The sequence below is a fragment of the Pedobacter riviphilus genome (assembly GCF_014692875.1).
GTDB lineage: Bacteria > Bacteroidota > Bacteroidia > Sphingobacteriales > Sphingobacteriaceae > Pedobacter > Pedobacter riviphilus.
The window spans coordinates 453,620-475,033 of the sequence record NZ_CP061171.1; the positions used below are offsets into that span (position 1 = coordinate 453,620).

Below are 21,414 nucleotides of genomic sequence, written 5' to 3' on the forward strand. Positions count from 1 at the left end.
TAAACACGCAATCTCCATGAACAAGAAAGTTTTGATTATTGAAGATAATGACGACATCAGGGAAAGTACAGCTGAGGTGCTGGATCTGGCCGGTTATGAAACTTTTACCGCGAAACATGGTAAGTTAGGGGTAGAAATGGCTTTGAACCATTTGCCTGATGTAATCCTCTGTGATATCATGATGCCAGAACTGGATGGTTACGGGGTTTTGTACCTACTGAACAAAAACCAGAAAACGGCAAATATTCCTTTTATTTTCATTACCGCAAAAACCGAGCGGGCAGACATGCGAAAAGGTATGGAAATGGGTGCCGATGATTACCTCACCAAACCGTTTGATGATATAGAACTCTTTAAGGCCATAGAAAGCAGGTTTAAAAAGAAGCAACAATCAGCTGGCTTTAATGCCCCATCGGGCAATAGCGAAACGGTAATGGACGAGCTCCGTAAAAAGGGCAAATTAAGGCCAATTGCCAACAAGCAGATTATTTATGTGGAAGGGGATGAACCTACCCATCTTTATTATGTAGTTAAGGGGCAGGTAAAAACGTACAAACGTTTTAAGGATGGTAGGGAGCTTTCGTCGAGCTTGTATCATGACGGCGATTTTTTTGGATATGAGAGTTTGTGTAATGGCGAAGTATACACAGACAATGCAGCAACCTTAACCGAATCAGACATTATACAGATCCCCAAAGCCGATTTTATGGAGTACCTGCTCAACCACCAGGCCGTATCCAAAACATTTATCACTTTGCTATCAGGAAATGTACGCGATAAAGGAAAGCAAATGCTTCAATTGGCCTATTCATCGGTACGAAAACGTGTAGCAGAAGCATTGCTACAAGTAGCTGTTAAATTTGGTGATGGTGTTGAAGATAGCTGTACCATCCGGATTTCCCGCGATGATCTTGCTGCATTGGTAGGTACAGCCAGCGAAACCGTAAGCCGAATGCTTGCTGATTTTAAAGATGAAAAACTGATTGATAAAACAGGCAATGCCATAAATATCCGCTCAATCGAAAAACTCAAAAACATTAAACAGTAAGGCAATCATTAGTTCACTTGGCCATTGCGGGGCTGGGCTTGAAGGAGTTGCAGCAAGTTATCTCGATCAGCAATGTGCTTAATCGATTCCGCACTGCCAACTTCAAACTAAACTTATCCCGGGTAATACTTTATATTTCCCGGGATAAGTTTTTTTTTATGGTAAAGTGCTTAAATTAACGCTTGGGGCTATGCCAGTAGCGCTTCTGTTCAAAGCTGTTCCGTAAGCCGTATAAGTGGCAAAAAAACCGCCATTTTTCAGATAAAAGCTATTACCTGTAACACCACCCTGGTAATCCATACGTTGCTCAGCTGATGCGGTGGCATCGTAGCTAAAACTGGCATTGGTAACCTCTGTCCAATTGCCACTACTGGTTTTATACCATTGATTACCGTAGTTACAACTTCTTTGCAGGTAGCCCTGGTCTGGGTTAAAGTTCTCAATAAACGAATACATTCCTGTTAAATATGCCGTTGTATTTGGACGTTTCCATTGTGCTATGATCTTCCATGTACCATTCTCGGGTGCGTAAAACCAGGCCGTATAATCCGATCCGCCCGCACCATCGGGTTTGCCCCGCAATAAGAATTTATAGGTAGTACCCGCTACCCAGTTAAATAAGAGATAAGATTGTCCGCCCGTGCCTTCCCCACCGAATCCATTAGAGGTGATATCACTTCCCTTCCTTACCAAAGTAGTGCTGCCGGTTGATGGATCCCATACCGAGAATAAAACCCTTCTTTCTGTAGCTGAGTTAACTTGCATGCCAAAGTAACCCCCGCTAAAACCATCGGCCATGAAATAAGAACCGATTTTGTCTTCTCCGCTGGGCACATTCAGCTCACTGTAAAACCATTCTGTGCCCGATGGTACGGTGTAATTTAAATGGCACGATGGGCCTCTTCTCGACCAATAATAATCGGCTACGGTATTGGCATATTGCACATTGGAAGCCACAGCAGGCCCGCTAATCACCAGGTCGGAAATGTCGCCATAGTAACTGCCTGTTTTACTCACGCCCTGTATATCTACCCGTACATAGCCAGCAGCTGTAATATTTACGGTACCAATGGTAGTTGTGGTGGCAGTGGTACCGGTAATGGTTTTATTAAATACGGTACCATTAATAGTTACCTTGATGTTACTGCTTCCTGAAGGTACGGTGCCTTTTACTGCTACCGTTAAACTTCCTGTAAGTCCTAAACGGAACCATACACTGGTAATCGTGCTGGCTGATGTCCAATTATGTAAACCAGTATCATTAATTAAACCACCCGTGCCAGCGGTATAGGCATTGCCACCTAAACCGACGTTTAGGGACGAACCGCCCAAACTTTCGGTAACTGCGATGGCGTTTTTAATTTTTGATGTCTCTGTTTCCGTGAGGTTTTCTGTTTTTTTACACGAATACAAGCTGAGCAATAATAGCAGGCCTGTGGCAAGCGAACTTGTTTTTTTCATTTTGGTTAGTATATGGTTGTTTATAATTAAGTTTCACCCCATTTTACCAATCTGTAATGCAGATGTTTTTTTGCTTAACCCAGCCTCATTTTCAACTGTCGGTTTTATAATTATCACAAATGGTTGCCAATCGAACCCAAACACATTAATGCAATAAAAAACAAGGAATATTTTGCACTAACTAGAATTGAAGTTAACGACTAACAATTGATAAAAAATTAAGATTCTCAGCGCAAACGTTTGCTTAATACAGCTATATTTCCAAGGGAAAAGGGCATCATTTTATTGGGTAATACAGCTTTTATAAAGTTTGTAGTTGTAAGCAGTCTTAATATGGGTTTAATAAAATATTTTTGTTGAATACTGTTTTAAACTATTTGATTTTAGTGTTTTACAGCTTTGTTTTTGAGCCTTTTTTGAATAAACGCAAACGGTTGTGTGAAGAAATGTAATTAATTTATTGATCATTGGCTCCCTGGTAATTAGCCAATGGTTCATCGTCATATTCTTCATTGCGGGCTTGGAAGCGTGCGCTAGCCTGTGGCGATTTATCGGTAAAGCAATCTCATTAGGCGATTTACTTGTTCGTTGTTTAAATCGCTTAATTGCCGCTAAACGCCAAATTAATAAATGTAATAAAAATCATTTTTTTCTCTAAGCATCCTCACCTGTAGCACCTGCCCAGGACCATAGTTTTGTATATATAAATTCTGTATATGAAAGCTATAGCTTACAACATCAAACCCGATGAAAAGGAATGGTTGGTACTGGCCAATTATAAAAAACACGACATTACCATAATTGCCAATAGTTTAACTATTGATACGCTTTCATTCGCAACCGGAAAGGAAGCGTTGCTGGTTTTTAACAACGATGAACTAAACGAGGCGATGATTCTGGGGCTAAAAGCCCTGGGTATAAAATACATCGCAACCTCATCATTCCAAACAGATCATCTTGATTTAAAAGCTGCAGGTTCTGCAGGGATCAAAGTGGCAAACGTTCCTTTGGCATCCGGCGGTGCCGACGCTAAACAGCGGATGGAACAGGTGATCAAAAACCTTGATCAATGGGCTGCGGGTAAATGTGTAGGTAGCGCGTGCTGCTGTCAAAATGAGTGTTCTAAAGTAAAAGTGATGAAATAATGGAGGCATCTGCACTACTTAAAAAGTACAATGTCCCCACACCCAGATATACCAGCTATCCGACTGTGCCTTACTGGGACATCGAAAAATTCAATGCAAATGGCTGGTTGGCCAATGTTGCGAATATCTACGAAAGCCGTAAGGATGAGGGGATCAGTCTTTATATCCACCTTCCATTTTGCGAGAGCCTGTGTACTTACTGTGCCTGCAATACCCGTATTACCAAAAACCATGGTGTAGAGATACCATATATCAAGGCCGTACTTGCTGAATGGAAAATGTATGTGGAAGTTCTCAGGGAGAAACCCAAACTAAAAGAACTGCACCTTGGTGGCGGAACACCAACTTTTTTCAGCGCAGAGAACCTGGGCTTACTGATCAATGGCATTCTGCAAAATTCAAGTTTGGCTCCTGATGCAGAATTTTCTTTTGAGGCACATCCAGCCAATACCACCAGTGCACACTTAACCACTCTGTACAGCCTTGGTTTCAAAAGATTAAGCCTGGGAATCCAGGATTTCGATCCTAAAGTGCAGTTCCTGATCAATCGTTTTCAAACGCCTCAACAGGTAGCTGAGATTACCACAAAAGCAAGAGAAATCGGTTATACCTCTGTTAATTTTGATTTGATCTACGGCCTTCCGGGACAAACAATTCCGGGCTTAGCTGATACCATAAGAGCGGTAATCGATATGAAGCCAAACCGCATTGCTTTTTACAGTTATGCCCATGTGCCCTGGTTAAAACCAGGCCAAAGACATTATACAGAAAAAGATCTTCCCCTGGGCGACGAAAAATTTGCGCTTTACCAATTGGGTAGACAATTGCTTGATGCCGCAGGATATAAAGATGTGGGAATGGACCATTTTGCACTGAACAGCGATTCTTTGTTCTAGGCAATGACTGAACAGAAGCTGCACCGCAATTTTATGGGCTACACCAATAAACATACCCATTTACTTATCGGCCTTGGCGTATCTTCTATCAGCGATAGCTGGACAGCTTTTGCACAAAATCCGAAAACGGTAGAAGATTATCTCGATAAAATCGAACGTGGTTTACTACCTGTGGAAAAAGGCCATTTCCTTACAGGTGAAGACATCGGGGTAAGGAAACATATTCTTAACCTCATGTGCAGAGAAAATACAATGTACAACGAAGGTATTCCAGAACAAGTATATGGTAGGCTGTTACCCTTATTACGCGATAAGCTGATCTGGGTAACCGAAAAAGAAATTAGGATTACCACGAAAGGGAAATCTTTTTTGAGAAACGTGTGCATGGCTTTCGATGAGAAACTATGGCTTAAGCAGCCCAAAACCCAAATGTTCAGTTCATCAATTTAAGTACAGGTTAAAAATGGAAGATCAAAATAAAACCACAACACAGGCCCTTTGCTATCATTGTGGAGAAGATCTGCCCGCGATAAAATACCAGGCAGGAGATAAAGATTTTTGCTGCGCAGGCTGCATGGCTGTTTTCAAGATCCTCTCAGAGAATAACCTTTGCAATTACTATGTGTACAACAATAATCCGGGCCAACAGTTTAAAAATGAGCTTCATTTAGAATATCTGGACGAGCCTAAAATTATTGATCAATTGCTCGATTACAAACATGAAAGTTCGAGCATCATTACATTTTACATTCCGGCCATTCACTGCAGTTCATGTATCTGGTTGCTAGAACACCTCTATAAAATCAACCCCGCTATATTCAGCTCACGGATTGATTTCCTTAAAAAACAGGTTACCATAAGTTTCAATCACGACGAAATTTCGTTAAGGCAGTTGGTGGAAACTTTAGGCCAGATCGGTTATGAACCTTTGATCAGCCTGCAGGATGTAGTACAGGAACACAGCAGTTCGGTAGATAAAGCTTTGGTGTTAAAAATAGCCGTTGCCGGATTTTTAATGGGCAATGTTATGCTCTTTAGCTTTCCGGAATATTTTGGTTTATCGGGTTTCGAGAAACAATTTCAATCGCTTTTTGGCTGGCTAAACCTTACGTTCGCTATTCCTGCAGCTTTTTATTGTGGCCGCGACTATTTTACCTCAGCAATAACAAGCCTTAAACATAGGCACATTAACCTCGATACCCCTTTAGCATTAATTATTGCGGTACTTTTCTTGCGCACTGCTTTCGAAATCCTTTTCAGTACAGGCCCGGGTTTTGCCGATACCTTAACAGGATTGGTGTTTTTGCTTTTAATGGGCAAATGGCTTAAACAGCGCACCTACCATCACATTTCTTTTGATCGCGATTATCGGTCCTATTTCCCGATTGCGGTAACTACCCTGCAAAACGGTAAAGAAAAGCCTGTATCCATAAACGAAATCAAGATCGGCGACCGGCTGTGGATCAGGAACGGTGAGCTGGTTCCTGCAGATGCAATTTTAATGAAAGGTGAGGCCTGGATGGATATGAGTTTTGTTACCGGCGAATCAGACCCTGTACATAAAGTTCTGGGCGAAATTATTTATGCAGGTGGCAGGCAAACCAGCGAAGCGATAGAACTTGAAGTGATCAAACCTGTTTCACAAAGTTATTTAACCGGTTTATGGAACAACGATAATTATAAGAACAATACCGAAAAACAGAACTTTAATGATACTGTAGCCAAATACTTTAGTCTGGGTGTTTTCCTGATTGCATTTGCCGCTACTGGGTATTGGTTGCTTCAGAACGATAGCCACAAAGCATGGGCGGCATTTACCGCCGTAATTATTGTGGCCTGTCCCTGCGTACTGGCCCTAAGTACCCCATTTACACTATCTGCAATTTTATCGGTTTTTGATAAGAAAGGATTTTATGTAAAAAATACAGATGCCGTTGAAGAACTTAGCAAATGCGATACCTTGATTTTCGATAAAACAGGCACCCTAACCAGCAATGAACATGCAGAGATCGGTTTTAGTGGAACGATATCAGGCGAGGAAAAGATTATTGTTGGTTCCCTCTTGCGAAATTCTATCCATCCTTTGAGCAGGCATATCTTAAAAACTTTAAATGTTGATCGGTTTTATTCAATCAGCGATTATAAAGAGGTGGTAGGAAAAGGTTTGACCGCTAAAATAAATAACCACAGTATTTATGCCGGACATCTTTCTATGCTGCCTATGGCAGTAAAGTCTGCTAGCGAAAGCGGCGTGCATATTGTGATTGACCATGTTTATAAAGGATGTTTTGATATCAAACAGCAGTGGCGCTCAGGATTAGCGCAGTTGATCTTAAAACTTTCGAAATTCAAGCTGCTGGTTTTATCAGGCGATACCGATAAAGACCGTTGGATGTTGGATACAATATTCACCGAAAAAACAACCATCAGGTTTCGCCAAAGCCCTCACCAAAAGCTCGATGCAGTTTTAAAGCTTCAGCAGGGTGGGAATAAAGTAATGATGCTGGGCGATGGGTTAAACGATGCCGGAGCCCTAAAACAAAGTAATTTTGGAATCGCATTAACGGATAACATCAATAATTTTACGCCCGGTTGTGATGCCATTCTCAAAGGCAGCGCCTTAAATTATCTGCCAGATTTTATCCAGTTAAGTAAGGATGGGCTGAAGATCATTAAAACAAGTTTCGCTATAGCCATCGCGTATAACTGTATTGGTATTTATTTTGCCGTTCAGGGTACACTTTATCCTTTGGTGGCCGCAGTACTGATGCCGATTAGTACGGTTACCATTATCTCCTTTACCACCATGGCAACCAGATGGTTTGCCCGTAAAAATAAACTGATATGAACATTCTTTACTTTTTGGTTGGCTGCAGCGTTTTAATGGCACTCATTTTTTTGGCAGCGTTTTTCTGGGCCTATAAAACCGGTCAGAATGATGATGTACATACTCCAGGTATCCGTATGCTCTTCGATGATGAAGCTGCTGCCGAAAAAAGTGAAGAAGATCACTTTTCTAGTTAACCGTTATCACCCTTTATCCGCCTACTGCCAGATACCTTTGGCATATAAAACATACAAAATTCTGTTTCTATTATGCAGTTAGAAAAATTTACTTACGATAACAAGATTGTCAGGAACTTTGGTATTGCCACCCTGGTTTGGGGAATAATCGGGATGACTGTTGGTTTGCTTGTAGCTATGCAGCTCTTCAAACCCGCATTGAACATGGGCAGTCAGTACACTACATTTGGCCGCATCAGGCCGCTGCACACCAATGCCGTAATTTTCGCCTTTGTGGGCAATGCCATTTTTATGGGTGTTTATTATTCCCTTCAGCGCTTGTTAAAAGCACGGATGTTTAGTGATGTGCTGAGCAAAATCCATTTTTGGGGCTGGCAGCTGATCATTTTATCGGCAGTGATCACGCTACCGCTTGGCTTTACCACTTCGCACGAATATGCCGAACTCGAATGGCCAATAGATATCGCCATCACCATCATATGGGTGGTTTTTGGCGTAAACATGTTCGGTACCATTTTCAAAAGAAGAGAACGTCATTTATATGTGGCCATCTGGTTTTACATTGCCACATTTGTTACCATAGCAGTATTGCACATTGTAAACTCTTTCGAACTGCCCATTTCTTTTATGAAAAGCTATTACGTATATGCCGGTGTACAGGATGCATTGGTACAATGGTGGTACGGGCATAACGCGGTGGCATTTTTTCTAACCACACCTTATCTGGGCATGATGTATTATTTCTTGCCAAAGATGGCCGGAAGACCCGTTTACTCTTATAAATTAAGTATCCTGCATTTTTGGTCGCTCATTTTTATTTACATCTGGGCAGGACCTCACCATTTACTTTATACTTCACTACCGGGTTGGGCACAATCATTAGGTGTTGCATTTTCGATTATGCTGATTGCACCAAGCTGGGGCGGTATGATTAATGGCTTATTAACTTTGCGCGGCGCCTGGGATAAAGTAAGGGAAGATGTGACGCTTAAATTTATGGTGGTTGCCCTTACAGCTTATGGTATGGCCACCTTCGAAGGTCCGTTATTATCATTAAAACAGATTAACGGTGTTGCCCATTTTACCGATTGGATTGTGGCTCACGTGCATGTTGGCGCTTTAGGTTGGAATGGATTTTTAACCTTCGGTGTGTTGTACTGGCTAATCCCCCGTATTTACAAAACAGAATTATATTCTAAAAAGCTAGCCGGTTTCCATTTTTGGATAGGTACGTTAGGCATCCTTTTTTATGCCGTGCCGATGTATTGGGCAGGTTTTACGCAGGGGCTGATGTGGAAAGAATTTACCCCCGAAGGTTTACTGAAATACCCTAATTTTTTAGCGACAACGCTACAGATAATCCCGATGCATATTTTACGTTCGATCGGAGGCACATTGTATTTAACAGGGGTAATTGTAATGACGTATAACCTGGCTAAAACCATGTTAGGGGCTAAATTGCTTGCCAATGAACCTGCAGAGGCCATGCCATTAAGCAAAGTTGTTATCGAAACTTCTTCGGCGGATAAAGCCTGGCATAGGGTTCTGGAACGTAAGCCAATGAAATTCATGGTGCTATCGCTCATCATCATCCTAATTGGGGGCATGGTAGAAATGATGCCCACTTTTACCATTCAATCTAACGTGCCAACCATTGCCAGTGTAAAACCATACTCGGCACTCGAACTTCAGGGCAGGGATTTATACATCAGAGAAGGCTGCGTAAACTGCCATTCGCAAACGGTGCGACCTTTCCGCTCAGAAACTGAACGATATGGAGAGTATAGTAAAGCCGGAGAGTTTGTTTACGATCACCCGTTTTTATGGGGGAGTAAACGAACAGGGCCCGATCTTCATCGCGTAGGAGGGAAATATTCTGATGCCTGGCATTACAATCACCTGGTCGATCCGACTTCAATGTCGCCGGGAAGCATTATGCCGCCATATCCGTGGCTGATTGAGCAGAAACTGGATATTACCACCACAGCCAGTAAGATCAAAGCCATGCAGATACTGGGGGTACCTTATCCCGAAGGTTATGATAAACGCGCTAACGATGATTTAAAAGTTCAGGCCGAAAAGATTGCACTCGACCTAAAACAGAATAACATCAAGGTTAAAAGCGACAGGGAAATAGTAGCCATTATTGCTTACCTGCAACGTTTGGGTACCGATATCAAAGCAAATAAAGAAACCATTCCTTCAAATCAATAAAATATGTTTAACCAGATAAAAGATTTAGCCGGTGGTGAATTATACCTCATCACCTCACTGCTCATGTTCATGGTGTTTTTTGTAATCGTGGGTATTTACCTGCTCAAACTAAATAAAAAACATATCGAAGTAATGAGCCAGCTTCCTATTCAAGACAATCAACCTATTGCATATGAAGAAGATTAAACTATTGTTATTATGCCTGTTCATCTCAATTACAGCCTTTGCTGCGAATGAGAAAGCCGCAGAAACCTTAACACCTGCTCAGGCAGGCTTGGGGCTAAACCAGTCTGAAATACTGATTATAATCCTCCTGGTTTTTGCAGTTGTGCTTCTTTTTGTTTCAGTAACCCTGTTAAATGCATTCAAGGTAATGTATCAGGAACAGTTAAACCCTAAGCCGTACACCAAACCGGTAAAAGAACTGGTTTTGGATTACGATACCTGGTTAAAACAAAAACCGGTTAAACCCTCAATCTGGACAAAACTTTTAAGCTTAAGGCCCATTGAAGAAGAAAAAGACCTGGTCATCGATCATGCTTACGATGGCATTAAAGAACTGAACAACCCTGTGCCAGCCTGGTTTAACTTCCTCTTTTTCGGAACCATGATTTTCGCGGCAGCCTATCTTTTTTATTACCACATTGGTGGTTATGGAGATCTGCAGGATACAGAATATGAAAAAGAAATGGCCAAAGCGAAGATAGAAAAAGCAGCCTACCTCGAAAAATCGGCCAATACCATTGATGAGAATTCGGTTAAGGTTGATAATACGCCAATGGTACTGGCTGAGGGCAAAACTGTTTTTACAACTAACTGTGTGGTTTGCCATGGCGATAAAGGCCAGGGCATAATAGGGCCAAATTTAACCGATGATTATTGGTTGCATGGTGGAGGCATAAACAATGTTTTCAAAACCATAAAATATGGGGTACCCGAAAAAGGTATGATCAGTTGGGAGAAAAATTTAAATCCAAAACAGATCAGTGCTGTTGCCAATTTTATCTTATCGCTAAAAGGAAGTAATCCTGCAGGAGCCAAAGCACCACAGGGTGAGAAATATGAAGCGAAAGATTTAAAAGGCAATGAGATGAAAACACCAACCGACAGTGTGAACCAAACCGATGTTACCAAAAAATAAAAAAGAAAATAAAGGCAGGGGCAGAAATTTTATCTATCCTAAAAAGCCATCTGGTAGGCTGTATACCTACCGGAAATGGGTAAGTTATGTGCTGCTGTTATTTTTGTTTTCCTGTCCGTTTTTAAAATTTAAGGGAGAACAACTGGTACTCCTCAATTTTATAGAAAGAAAATTTGTATTCTTCGGATTGATTTTTACCCCGCAGGATTTTTACCTTTTCGCGCTCGCGATGCTTATTTTTATCATGTTCATTGTATGTTTTACAGTAATTTTGGGTAGGCTATGGTGCGGATGGGCTTGCCCGCAAACAATCTTTATGGAAATGGTTTTCCGTAGAATCGAATACTGGATTGAAGGCGATGCCAATAAACAAAAGAAACTAGACGAAGCAGGCTGGACCGCCGGGAAAATATTCAAAAAAATAAGCAAACATTTTATTTTTCTGGTGATTTCTTTTGCCATTGCAAATACCTTTTTGGCTTATATGATTGGGTCGGCAGTACTGTATAAAATTATTACTGAACCAATTGCTGGTCATGTATCGGGCTTTGTATCCATTTGGCTATTTACATTTATATTCTATGGGGTATTTACCTATGTACGCGAAGTGGTGTGTACGGTAATCTGTCCGTATGGCAGGCTGCAAGGGGTGCTGTTGGATAATCAAAGTCTGGTGGTCGCCTACGATTTTAACAGGGGCGAGCCGCGGGGCCATCTTCAAAAACAGGATGCAGCTTTAAAAACGGGAGATTGTATTGATTGTGGGCTTTGCGTACAGGTTTGCCCAACAGGAATTGATATCCGCGAAGGTACGCAGCTCGAGTGTGTAAACTGTACCGCCTGTATCGATTCATGCAACGAGGTAATGCTTAAAATAAACAAGCCCAAAAACCTGATCGGTTTCTTCAATCAGGATTTTATTAACGAACGTAAACCCTATAAAATTGGCTTAAAATCTTACGGTTACGCAGCGGTACTGTTTGTGGTAATGGTAGTTTTTTCTTCACTGATTTATAAAAGAGAAGATATCCAGACCACCGTACTAAGAGCAAGCGGTACTTTATACCAGAGTAGGGGGGCAGATAAAACGAGCAATCTTTATAATGCAGAGCTGATCAACAAAACCAATAAAGCAGTAAAGTTCAGGTTTAGGTCGCAAAATGACAGTGATGAAATTGATTTTATCCAAAAAGCTGATGTTTTGCCAAAAGAAGGTTCGGTGCACCTTACTTTCTTTCTGATCAGGAAAAATAATGCCATTAAAAAATATAAAACCGATGCCGTTTTCGAAATTATTGCCAACGGCAAAGTTTTAAGCACAGCAACTACAAGTTTTTTCGCGCAGCCGGAAGGAATTGAATTAGAGAATGATTGAGTGATTGAATTAGGGAATGGTTGAAGGGTCGACTCATTCAAAACTAAAAAATAAGAGATATGAACTGGGGCACAAAAATAGTATTGGGAATGATTGCATTCATGATGTTTATTGTGGGGATGGTCGTTTATATGTTCCATTTACATGGGCGGGATGCGTTGATCGAAGAAAATTATTACGAAAAGGGAATCAATTACAATGCGGAATACAATGCCAAACAGAATGTACTCAATGATCACGCTAAACCAAAAATTACCATTACAAAAACTCAGATTATCATTCAGGTAAAAGATAGTGCGAAATACAATCTTGTTTTAATGCGGCCTGCCAATAGCGATGACGATATTAAGCTAAAAGGAAATACCTCAGGAATAGCGAATCTTATTCTGGTTGATAAAACTAAAATGCCCAGGGGAATGTGGTTTTTAAACCTCCAGTGGCACTCCTCAGGAAAAGATTATCTGTTTAAAAATAACATCACCCTATGATGGATTTTTTACCACTGGCATTTTTGATGGGGCTTTTCGGAAGCCTTCATTGCGCCATAATGTGCGGACCGATCATGCTGGGTATGCCATTCAGAAAGCAGGATTTCTTTCAAAGCGGATTACAGCTTTTGTTGTACCAATTTGGCAGAATTGCCGTGTATACTGTATTAGGCTTGTTGGTGGGTGCCTTAGGGAGTAGTATCCGCATTTTTAGCGATCAGAAAATGCTGAGCATCTTAATCGGTTCTATACTGATTTTATTTACAGCACTGCAGTTTAATACTGCCTATAGAAATAGGTTTTCTAAGTTCCAGTCATGGGTGCTTAATCCGCTAAGCAGATTAATGGGAAAAGTATTTAATTTGCCATTGTGGGGATTGTTTGCCGGAATGCTGAATGGCATCATCCCCTGCGGGATGGTTTATCTGGCACTCGCAACTGCTTTAAATACGGGTAGTATTAAATCTGGTGCTACTTTTATGCTTCTTTTTGGATTGGGTACCACCCCACTGATGCTCATGATTTCGTTAGGGGGATCTTCCTCAAGAAATACATCCGTTTTAATACCAATAGGCTTATTCCCTGGTTTATGTTTTTTATGGGTACCTTACTTATCTTGCGATCGGCCGATTTGGGCATTCCCTTTATATCCCCAAAAACTACCAGTACCTATGGCCATGCAATAGACTGCCGATAAAAATAGCGCTAATAAAACCTGAAAGGCAGCCTGCTACTGCTAACTAACTAAACTATTGTAATTAAGCAGCAGGATAAACGGAATTTATGCATCATACCTGTATTTTTTTTAATACCAGTTTTTTCCACTTCAACATAGTATTATAAGTTCTTTTCTCTTCGAGTTGGGGCAATAGATGCTGTTGGGCAACCTATTAAATCAGACCGAATTTCTGATAGATGTCATTAGCCAAGGTGATTACAATCATCACGGTTCTAGTTTTTATAGTCCAATTTTATGATGTTTAATATTCCGGTCATGAAAACAAATCAGAAATCTTTTTTACAAAAAAATCTATTTATTTCCTGGGTATGTATGGTCCTTGCGTTTCTGCTGTCAGCCTCCATTAAGGGATATCCATTGGTACATGAGCGCGCGGCTCAAAGGATAGATTCCATGCTGATCAAAAAGCAACTTTTAGCGCTCGGGTCCCGTTTGAACTATCCCGAAACCGTAGCCAGGTTTTATAAGAGAATGAATTTTCAACGGGCGTGGGTTTATCCCGATACAGTCCGTACCCCGGTATACCACGCCATGCTCCTTTTAGACTGTGTGCTGCAGTTCGGACTTAATCGCCAGGATTTTCACCCCAATGAACTGACCTATAACAGACTTAAACCACTGGTGTCCAGCCCCGGGATGAGCTACAGCATGGACAGGGAGGATTTCGATATCTATATGACCGATGCGATGCTCACCCTGATCAACCACCTCCATTATGGGAAGTTCAACCCGGTAAGGACAAAGTACGCCCTAAACAGCCCAACAGAAGATTATGCCCAGAATTTGTTGTTCGCTTCCCTTAGCGCACGCGATTTTATGGTCAGTATAGGTACGGCACAGCCTGAGCTAAAAAGTTACAAGGATCTGCAAAGTTATCTCCACCTTGTAAAGGGGCAGTATATCGACGATTGTTACGAGTTCCCAGAGGGAGAAGCCAGGAAAATGGCAGTTAATATGGAAAGGATGAGATGGGTAGACACCGGTAGCATTTATTATCTGCAGATCAATATTCCTTCCTTTCTGTTAACACTGCACAATGGCGATTCTGTTACAATTTTTAAGGTAGTTGTAGGGAAACCCACCAGTCCTTCCCCTCAACTGGAAAGTAAGGTGCAATACCTTACTACGGCCCCTGAATGGAAAGTGCCGGTAAAGATCTTTACGAGGGAGCTTTTGCCCAAAGCATTAAAGAATCCCACTTTTTTGGAGGATAACCATTATGCCATCTATGATCAAAAAGGAAATTATGTTATTGGTAGTCCAGCGAATTTAAAATTGATTAAAGCAAACCCAGCCGGCTACTCCATGAGGCAGTCTCCCGGGTGCGATAACGCGATGGGGAAAGTTGTCTTTCGTTTTCCTAACCGTTTCGATATCTATCTGCACGATACCCCTGAGCAAAAACTCTTCAAAAAGGAGGAACGGGCTTTCAGCCATGGATGCATCAGGGTAGAGGGAGCGGAAAAACTTGCGTCGATGCTATTGGTCCATGATGGTCGTTCCAGCAGATCTGCTGAGATGAAAAAATCAGCACGAAAATTGGAAAAAAAAGATTTTTTCCTACGGAATCCCATTCCCATCAAGATAACCTATTTTACTGCAGAAATTATTGACGGCATGTTGAAGGTATATCCTGATATCTATAACCTTGATCCCGGGCTAGAAAGGCAGATGTTTCCACAAGAGTCTGTGTTGGTAAAAGACCGCTGATCAGTGTTACGTCTAAATTCTGCTGAGGCAGATAGGTAAAATATTATGGTCTCAAAGAAATATTAAAGTTAACCGCGATTTTCATAGCGGACTTTTTACACCTGCTTTTTTCTGTTTCTTTAGTTCGATATTTCTTGTAAAAGCCATGTATAGGTTTTTCGTCATTGTGTTGGCACTAAGAATGAACGGAGATTTTTCTTAAATTTTAAATTTAAGAATATGAACTATGAAATACATTATTAGAGAAGTTAGTAGAAAAATATAAAGGCAAGGCCGTATATGAGGATTTTTGGGCGCCCTGGTGTGGGCCATGCATGAGCCAAATGCCATCCAGCTATGAACTAAAGAAGGAACTTGATGGAATGGATGTGGTATTCCTTTACCTCGGAGTAAACTGTACAGAAGAATCATGGAGCAAAACAATTAAACAACAGGACTTCAAAGGTGAGCATTACCTGTTGAGTAAAGATGAATTTGCACTACTTAACGATAGGTTTCAAATTGGGGATATTCCCCATTATATGTTGATCAATAAGCAAGGGGAAATTGTGGGTAAAATGCTAAGTTACCTAGCCAAAAAATGGAGCTTTTGAAGGAAATTAAGGCATTGAAAAAATAGTGTGGCCTCTAAGTGCACTATTAGTGAAATATACGCTCAGGGCATCAGAAAGATGTTTACAACGCAACATTTGACGAATTTTTAATCCGAGACGGTCGTTTGCCAAATGCATACGCTGAAAATAAAAAATAATTTTTTATTAAACTTTGTTTAGTATTTGTATATTTGATATAACCAAATATTTGCTGATAATAGCAGGGTTTTAACTTGCTATATCATGAAATTAAGCCTGACCCAAGATTTAATTTAACAAAGAAATAAAAATTTAGTAATACTAAACAAATGTTTAATGTTGTTATATTTGATCTATGAGATGCTTGTTATAGTCAGGCATACAAAATGCAATTGTTTTATATTAGATTTTTCTCATGAACTCAAATCATCCAAGCAGCTATAGCGATCCAGAACTTCTGGATATGGTACGGAATGGGGATAGTCTTGCATTCAAGGAACTATATAACAGGTATTGGGATATGCTATTAGATATGGCGTATAAAAGACTTGGTTATATCGAAATTGCTGAAGAGGTGATTCAGGATATTTTTGTAAATCTTTTTCTGAGAAAAGAGAAACTTGAGGTCCGGTCTTCCCTCGAAGGTTATCTCAAGAATGCACTCAAGTATAAGATTTTTGACGTCTTCCGTTCCATGGCAGTTCATGACAGGTATGTAGCAACCATGCTGCATCAGCCAGCTCCACATTGCCAAACTCCTGAGACTAATCTGGAAGCCAAGGAACTGTCCGAGAAAATCAACATGATTACCGAAAAACTCCCTCAGAAATGCCGTGAGGTTTTTTTGCTTAGCAGAATAGAGCAGTTATCGAATAAATCTATTGCCGAAAAATTGGATATTTCTGTCAGCACCGTTGAAAAGCATATTGGAAAGGCCATGGATATTATGAAAACAGGCTTCCGTAACTATAATGCAGGCTAATACACCTTTCTTAAAAGAATAGTAAAAAATAAATTATTTCCAATAGCGGTTTTTCCAATGGAGTGCGACTTATAGATAACTACAGTCGCTATGGATCAACAGAGAATAACAGAATTAATTGAAAAAGTTTACCAGAATAAAGCCTCAGCCCAGGAAATTGAGGAATTAGATCTGCTATATGCGCAATATGACAGCAAAATAGGTTATACCGAAAGCTTAGGTAAAAGCGAGAAAAAAGAATTAAGGGAATCAATTTACGCCCAAATTGAGGAAAGGCTCCCAAAGGAAACGAAAAATCCCAATAAGCCAGTCTTTAAAACCAAGTTTATTTTACGGGTCTGCATGGCTATTGCAGCCTCTATTTTCCTGATAGGCCTCCCAATTGTATATCTGACTCATTTAAATCCAGAAAAGAAAGCGCACCGTCAGCTGATGGCTGATATCACACCTGGAGGTAACAAGGCTTTTTTAATTTTAGCTGATGGCCGCAAAATCGATCTTGATGCTGCAGGCAATGGAAAAGTTGCCCAACAGGCAGGAATCAGCATTTCTAAAACTGCCAGCGGGCAATTGAGTTACACGTTTAGTGGACCAATAAATCAAAGTTCAGATCCTAGCAATGATTACAATACTATTGAGACACCTAAAGGTGGGCAATACCTTGTAAAATTACCAGATGGTACACAGGTTTGGCTAAATGCAGCTTCATCTTTAAGGTTTCCGCTTGCCTTTTCGGGTAAGGAAAGAAAAGTGGTGTTAACGGGTGAAGGTTATTTTGAAGTTGCAAAAGATAAGTCTAAACCATTCAGGGTAATGAGTGGAAATCAGATGGTAGAGGTATTGGGTACACATTTTAATATTAACAGTTACGCCAATGAAGGTAACATTAAAACAACTCTGGTTGAAGGCAGTGTAAAAGTTCATTCAGGTGCAAAAACCAATACAGATCTGATGCTGATTCCCGGTCAGCAGGCCATAAATAACGGCCATCTTATGAGTTTAAATACACATCCGGATATAGAAGAAATAATATCATGGAAAGAAGGTTCTTTTCAATTTAACGATACCAGTTTATCGTCCATTATGCGCCAGCTTTCGAGGTGGTATGATGTAGATGTTGAATTTGTAGGGCAGGTTCCCGATTATCACTTCCACGGACGGATTTCACGGGATACGCCCATCGCTCAAATTTTTGAAATACTAAAAACCGGAGGCTTAAACTTTACGATTGAAGGAAGGAGGATTATAGTAAGAGATTGACTTTAACTTAAAACTGCCAGGCAGCTTTAACCGGATTAAGCCAAAAAAACCGGACTGTGTTTCGACCACATCCGGCAATAGTTTAGGCTGAAATCTTAAAGAAAAAATATGGATTAACTTTTTACGAAACAACCAAACCAAACAAAAATATGGATTTTTTTACTCCGTACCTACCTATTTATAAAAATAGGCAGGCAAACAGAATTGCCCAGGCTTTTTTTGCCTGGTATGTGGGGATAGACCTAGATAAAAAAAGAAGATTTATCATGCGAATCAAACTTACAGCCCTGATCTGTTTTATAACCTGCCTTCATATCTATGCAGCAGGTTTTGGGCAAAGCATTACTTTAAATGTAAAGAATGCGTCGCTGCAACTTGTGTTGGATAAAATTGAAAAGCAGAGTGGTTACAATTTATGGGTGCAGACCGAATTGCTTAAAAAAGGCAATAAAGTGTCGTTAGATGTCAAAAACAAACCGCTCGAGGCGGTGTTGAAGGATGTTTTTAAAGACCAGTCGCTTAGCTATGCCATTGTAGGCAAGACTATTGTGATAAAGAACAGGGTTGATGAGCAAAGCAGTATCCTGGGTTATCCATTGATGGTTTTTATTAATATTGAGGGTAAAATAGTAGATAGCAAGGGGGCTCCGCTTCCTGGAGCATCGGTAAGAGTGAAGGGAACCACAAAGGCTACTACCACCAATACGGAAGGAAAATTTTCGATTGTTGCAGATAAGACCGATATCCTGGTGATTTCTTTTGTGGGGTACAAAACCAAAGAAGTTTCATTAAACGGGCAGAGCACGCTAACCATACAGCTTGAAGACAGTGCAGCAGAATTGACTGAATTCGTAGTTGTAGGGTATGGCTCTACCAAAAAAGTAAATTTAACTGGTGCCATATCAACAGTAAGTGGCGCTGTGCTGGAAGACAGACCTATTCCCAATATTGGCCAGGGCTTACAAGGGGTTATCCCAAACTTAAATATTACCAATTCGAGCGGTAAACTTGGGCAATCGCCTGATTTTAATATAAGAGGTTTTGAATCTATTAATGGTGGCGAACCTTTATTCGTGGTTGATGGGATGCCTTTAAACAGCCCTGCGGAAGCCATTCGCCTCAATCCACAGGATGTGGAAAGCATTACGGTACTGAAAGACGCCGCTTCTTCCGCAATTTATGGCGGGCGTGCCGCTTTTGGTGTAGTGTTGATTACAACCAAATCAGGGAAATATAATACAGGAGTTTCGGTTCAGTTTTCTTCCAACTATTCAGTAAAGAAGATCAGCCAGTTACCTGAGGTAGTAACCGACCCCGCAACTGTTATGAAATATAGAAATTTAGGCTATAGTTCCTATTACGGTACCAATATGCCTGGTTACACACAGCAGATGATAGATTATGCCAATGCGCGTTCAAAAGATCCAAGCCTGCCTCCTTACTATGTTAATCCATCTGATCCAAGCCAGTATGTTTATGTTGGCAATACGAATTGGTTTGATGAATTCTATAGAAAAACAAGTCCAACTACTGATAATAATTTATCGGTAAGTGGTGGGTCCGATAAAGTAAAATATAATTTTTCTACAGGTTATATTGATCAGCAAGGGATACTGCAGGGAAAAAATGATGAATGGATGAGGTATTCAATGCGGGGAAAGATAGAATTCAAAGCTACAGAATGGTTGAAATTTGGTAATACCACACAAATTGGCAAGGTTATAAATAATTATCCCACTTTTTGGAATGGTACAACAGAACGGGGGATGTTTATCATGACATCGGAAGAAACCCATCACTTAATATTCCAAAAAACCCAAACGGAACATGGACTCCAAATGCATATAGTGTGGCTTATCTTTATGACGGTGGGCGTGGTAAAAATACCACTAATGATAATTTAACCACTTTTGATGCTCAGTTAAGTTTCTTCAAAAATAAGCTTCGTGGCTTTGCAAGTTATACTTTCAGAAACGTCAATGTCAATGCTCAAGACAATTATGTCCCTATCTTTTATCAAACCGCAGATCAAACCCGGAATATACAGGATGGTGTTAGTGGCATCAGGTCACGCGCTGATCAGAATACTCAGAAGGTTTTTAATGCTTATGTAGAATATGAGCAAACATTTGCGAAGAAACATTATTTTAAAATAATGACAGGTATTGGAAGCGAACGGTACCGTTTTGAATGGAATAGTGTTATGAGAAATAACCTGATCAGCACCGCTACACCTGTATTGTCTTTGGCGACTGACCCTAACCCAACATACGGAGCCGATGGAGGTGAATATGCTTTAAATAGTGCGTTTACAAGGATAAATTATTCTTATGACAACAAATATCTGTTAGAATTAAACGGACGTATGGATGCTACTTCAAGATTCCCGGTTAACGATCGGGTGGGGTATTTTCCTTCGCTATCAGCTGGATGGAGAATCTCTGAGGAAGGATTCTTCTCCGGGTTGAAAAATGTAATTGATGATGCGAAATTCCGTGTTTCCTATGGCTCACTCGGTAACCAGGATGTTGGCTATTATGCATACATTGCCTCATTGCGTTCCAGCGGGAAGATTAGTAATATATTAGGAGGAACCCAGCCACCAGCTGTTTACGCCCCAGGTTTAGTTTCTCCAAGTTTAACCTGGGAAAAACAAAATACCAAAAACTTGGGACTTGATTTAAGTATGTTAAAGAGCAGGCTAGGACTCACCTTAGAGTATTACATAAGGGATGTAAAAGATATGCTTACAGTACCTCAGCAACTACCTGCTGTATTGGGTACTACACCTCCACTTACCAATGCCGCCGACTTGAGAACTAAAGGATGGGAAGCCACTATATCATGGAATGATAAATTCACGCTCGCCAGTTCACCCTTCTCCTATAATTTCAGACTTGTCCTATCAGATAACCAAACCACCATTACTAAATTTAGTAACCCTAATGGCCTTATAAACGATTATTATGTGGGTAAAAAAGTAGGTGAAATATGGGGTTTTGTTGGCGATGGTTTTTTTACAAGCGATGCTGATGTAGCGAGTCACGCCAATCAGTCGGCAGTCGATGGATATTATGGTTTTCATGCCGGCGACCCTAAGTATGTGGATTTAAATGGGGATGGTAAAATTGATATTGGTAAACAAACCCTTGCTGATCATGGAGATCTAAAAGTGATTGGCAATAATACACCTCGATATACTTTTGGTTTTAACGCTTCTTTTGCCTGGAAAGGTTTTGATTTCAGTACTTTTTTACAAGGAGTAGGGAAAAGAGATTACTGGCCGGGGGACAGAACAGGCTATTTCTGGGCCAATATTTTGCACCCTGGGAGCAGGTTTATCAGCACGTAATAGATAA

18 protein-coding genes and 1 pseudogene are annotated in these 21,414 nt (G+C 40.6%); 18 read left to right on the top strand and 1 reads right to left on the bottom strand.

All coding sequences use genetic code 11. The features are described from left to right. Positions 1-16 precede the first annotated feature (16 nt). The gene (locus H9N25_RS01740) at positions 17-1,048 is read left to right on the top strand and encodes a response regulator (RefSeq protein ID WP_190327745.1); all 1,032 of its coding nucleotides are present in this window, start codon (positions 17-19) and stop codon (positions 1,046-1,048) included. 156 nt (positions 1,049-1,204) lie between these two features. Here the strand turns inward: H9N25_RS01740 and H9N25_RS01745 are convergent, their stop codons facing one another. Beyond that, entirely contained in the window at positions 1,205-2,509 is a 1,305-nt protein-coding gene (locus H9N25_RS01745; RefSeq protein WP_190327746.1) for a DUF3472 domain-containing protein, read from the bottom strand. Positions 2,510-3,225: 716 nt separating this feature from the next. Here H9N25_RS01745 and H9N25_RS01750 point away from each other — a divergent pair. From H9N25_RS01750 to H9N25_RS01825, 17 genes and pseudogenes are all read left to right on the top strand, one after another. Continuing rightward, on the top strand, positions 3,226-3,654 hold the full coding sequence (locus tag H9N25_RS01750) for a Rossmann-fold NAD(P)-binding domain-containing protein (RefSeq protein WP_167293056.1): 429 nt from the start codon (positions 3,226-3,228) through the stop codon (positions 3,652-3,654). Next, a complete protein-coding gene (locus H9N25_RS01755) occupies positions 3,654-4,550 on the top strand; it encodes a coproporphyrinogen-III oxidase family protein (protein ID WP_330221078.1) in 897 nt (298 codons plus the stop codon). The genes H9N25_RS01750 and H9N25_RS01755 overlap by 1 nt, the downstream gene beginning before the upstream one ends. 3 nt (positions 4,551-4,553) lie before the next feature. Then, positions 4,554-5,000 carry a hypothetical protein gene (locus H9N25_RS25220; protein ID WP_330221079.1) on the top strand — a complete coding sequence of 149 codons (447 nt, stop codon included), beginning with the start codon at positions 4,554-4,556 and terminating at the stop codon, positions 4,998-5,000. A 13-nt stretch (positions 5,001-5,013) separates the two neighbouring features. Further along, a complete protein-coding gene (locus tag H9N25_RS01760; RefSeq protein ID WP_190327747.1) occupies positions 5,014-7,398 on the top strand; it encodes a heavy metal translocating P-type ATPase in 2,385 nt (794 codons plus the stop codon). Beyond that, positions 7,395-7,574: a cbb3-type cytochrome oxidase assembly protein CcoS gene (gene ccoS, locus H9N25_RS01765; RefSeq protein ID WP_190327748.1), complete on the top strand. Its 180-nt coding sequence runs from the start codon at positions 7,395-7,397 to the stop codon at positions 7,572-7,574. The genes H9N25_RS01760 and ccoS overlap by 4 nt, the downstream gene beginning before the upstream one ends. 72 nt (positions 7,575-7,646) lie before the next feature. Beyond that, positions 7,647-9,788, top strand: coding sequence for a cytochrome-c oxidase, cbb3-type subunit I (gene ccoN, locus H9N25_RS01770; RefSeq protein WP_190327749.1), 2,142 nt, complete (start codon positions 7,647-7,649; stop codon positions 9,786-9,788). A gap of 3 nt (positions 9,789-9,791) precedes the next feature. After that, positions 9,792-9,974: a hypothetical protein gene (locus H9N25_RS01775; RefSeq protein WP_167293061.1), complete on the top strand. Its 183-nt coding sequence runs from the start codon at positions 9,792-9,794 to the stop codon at positions 9,972-9,974. Then, complete coding sequence (locus H9N25_RS01780) at positions 9,961-10,929, top strand: cbb3-type cytochrome c oxidase N-terminal domain-containing protein (RefSeq protein ID WP_223833538.1); 969 nt, start codon at positions 9,961-9,963, stop codon at positions 10,927-10,929. The genes H9N25_RS01775 and H9N25_RS01780 overlap by 14 nt, the downstream gene beginning before the upstream one ends. Beyond that, positions 10,913-12,304: a cytochrome c oxidase accessory protein CcoG gene (gene ccoG, locus H9N25_RS01785; RefSeq protein ID WP_190327750.1), complete on the top strand. Its 1,392-nt coding sequence runs from the start codon at positions 10,913-10,915 to the stop codon at positions 12,302-12,304. Before H9N25_RS01780 ends, ccoG begins: the two co-directional genes overlap by 17 nt. Before the next feature lie 59 nt (positions 12,305-12,363). Next, on the top strand, positions 12,364-12,792 hold the full coding sequence (locus H9N25_RS01790) for a FixH family protein (protein WP_169501975.1): 429 nt from the start codon (positions 12,364-12,366) through the stop codon (positions 12,790-12,792). Next, entirely contained in the window at positions 12,789-13,478 is a 690-nt protein-coding gene (locus tag H9N25_RS01795) for a sulfite exporter TauE/SafE family protein (protein WP_190327751.1), read from the top strand. The genes H9N25_RS01790 and H9N25_RS01795 overlap by 4 nt, the downstream gene beginning before the upstream one ends. Before the next feature lie 308 nt (positions 13,479-13,786). Then, complete coding sequence (locus tag H9N25_RS01800) at positions 13,787-15,241, top strand: L,D-transpeptidase family protein (protein ID WP_190327752.1); 1,455 nt, start codon at positions 13,787-13,789, stop codon at positions 15,239-15,241. Positions 15,242-15,507: 266 nt separating this feature from the next. Beyond that, positions 15,508-15,834: pseudogene (locus tag H9N25_RS01805) on the top strand (TlpA family protein disulfide reductase); the annotation flags it as partial. 394 nt (positions 15,835-16,228) lie between these two features. Continuing rightward, on the top strand, positions 16,229-16,795 hold the full coding sequence (locus H9N25_RS01810) for an RNA polymerase sigma factor (RefSeq protein ID WP_190327753.1): 567 nt from the start codon (positions 16,229-16,231) through the stop codon (positions 16,793-16,795). Positions 16,796-16,885: 90 nt separating this feature from the next. Beyond that, positions 16,886-18,055, top strand: a complete 1,170-nt coding sequence (locus H9N25_RS01815) for a FecR family protein (RefSeq protein ID WP_190327754.1) — start codon at positions 16,886-16,888, stop codon at positions 18,053-18,055. A 149-nt stretch (positions 18,056-18,204) separates the two neighbouring features. Further along, positions 18,205-19,959 (top strand): SusC/RagA family TonB-linked outer membrane protein, encoded by a 1,755-nt coding sequence (locus H9N25_RS01820; protein WP_190327755.1) that lies wholly within the window; start codon positions 18,205-18,207, stop codon positions 19,957-19,959. Then, the gene (locus tag H9N25_RS01825; RefSeq protein WP_223833729.1) at positions 19,860-21,407 is read left to right on the top strand and encodes a TonB-dependent receptor domain-containing protein; all 1,548 of its coding nucleotides are present in this window, start codon (positions 19,860-19,862) and stop codon (positions 21,405-21,407) included. The genes H9N25_RS01820 and H9N25_RS01825 overlap by 100 nt, the downstream gene beginning before the upstream one ends. The last annotated feature ends 7 nt before the right edge of the window (positions 21,408-21,414 follow it).

Coding starts and splice junctions, on each gene's coding strand:
- H9N25_RS01740 (WP_190327745.1), top strand. CDS start 17: ATGAACAAGAAAGTTTTGATTATTGAAGATAATGACGACATCAGGGAA.
- H9N25_RS01745 (WP_190327746.1), bottom strand. CDS start 2,509: ATGAAAAAAACAAGTTCGCTTGCCACAGGCCTGCTATTATTGCTCAGC.
- H9N25_RS01750 (WP_167293056.1), top strand. CDS start 3,226: ATGAAAGCTATAGCTTACAACATCAAACCCGATGAAAAGGAATGGTTG.
- H9N25_RS01755 (WP_330221078.1), top strand. CDS start 3,654: ATGGAGGCATCTGCACTACTTAAAAAGTACAATGTCCCCACACCCAGA.
- H9N25_RS25220 (WP_330221079.1), top strand. CDS start 4,554: ATGACTGAACAGAAGCTGCACCGCAATTTTATGGGCTACACCAATAAA.
- H9N25_RS01760 (WP_190327747.1), top strand. CDS start 5,014: ATGGAAGATCAAAATAAAACCACAACACAGGCCCTTTGCTATCATTGT.
- ccoS (WP_190327748.1), top strand. CDS start 7,395: ATGAACATTCTTTACTTTTTGGTTGGCTGCAGCGTTTTAATGGCACTC.
- ccoN (WP_190327749.1), top strand. CDS start 7,647: ATGCAGTTAGAAAAATTTACTTACGATAACAAGATTGTCAGGAACTTT.
- H9N25_RS01775 (WP_167293061.1), top strand. CDS start 9,792: ATGTTTAACCAGATAAAAGATTTAGCCGGTGGTGAATTATACCTCATC.
- H9N25_RS01780 (WP_223833538.1), top strand. CDS start 9,961: ATGAAGAAGATTAAACTATTGTTATTATGCCTGTTCATCTCAATTACA.
- ccoG (WP_190327750.1), top strand. CDS start 10,913: ATGTTACCAAAAAATAAAAAAGAAAATAAAGGCAGGGGCAGAAATTTT.
- H9N25_RS01790 (WP_169501975.1), top strand. CDS start 12,364: ATGAACTGGGGCACAAAAATAGTATTGGGAATGATTGCATTCATGATG.
- H9N25_RS01795 (WP_190327751.1), top strand. CDS start 12,789: ATGATGGATTTTTTACCACTGGCATTTTTGATGGGGCTTTTCGGAAGC.
- H9N25_RS01800 (WP_190327752.1), top strand. CDS start 13,787: ATGAAAACAAATCAGAAATCTTTTTTACAAAAAAATCTATTTATTTCC.
- H9N25_RS01810 (WP_190327753.1), top strand. CDS start 16,229: ATGAACTCAAATCATCCAAGCAGCTATAGCGATCCAGAACTTCTGGAT.
- H9N25_RS01815 (WP_190327754.1), top strand. CDS start 16,886: ATGGATCAACAGAGAATAACAGAATTAATTGAAAAAGTTTACCAGAAT.
- H9N25_RS01820 (WP_190327755.1), top strand. CDS start 18,205: ATGGATTTTTTTACTCCGTACCTACCTATTTATAAAAATAGGCAGGCA.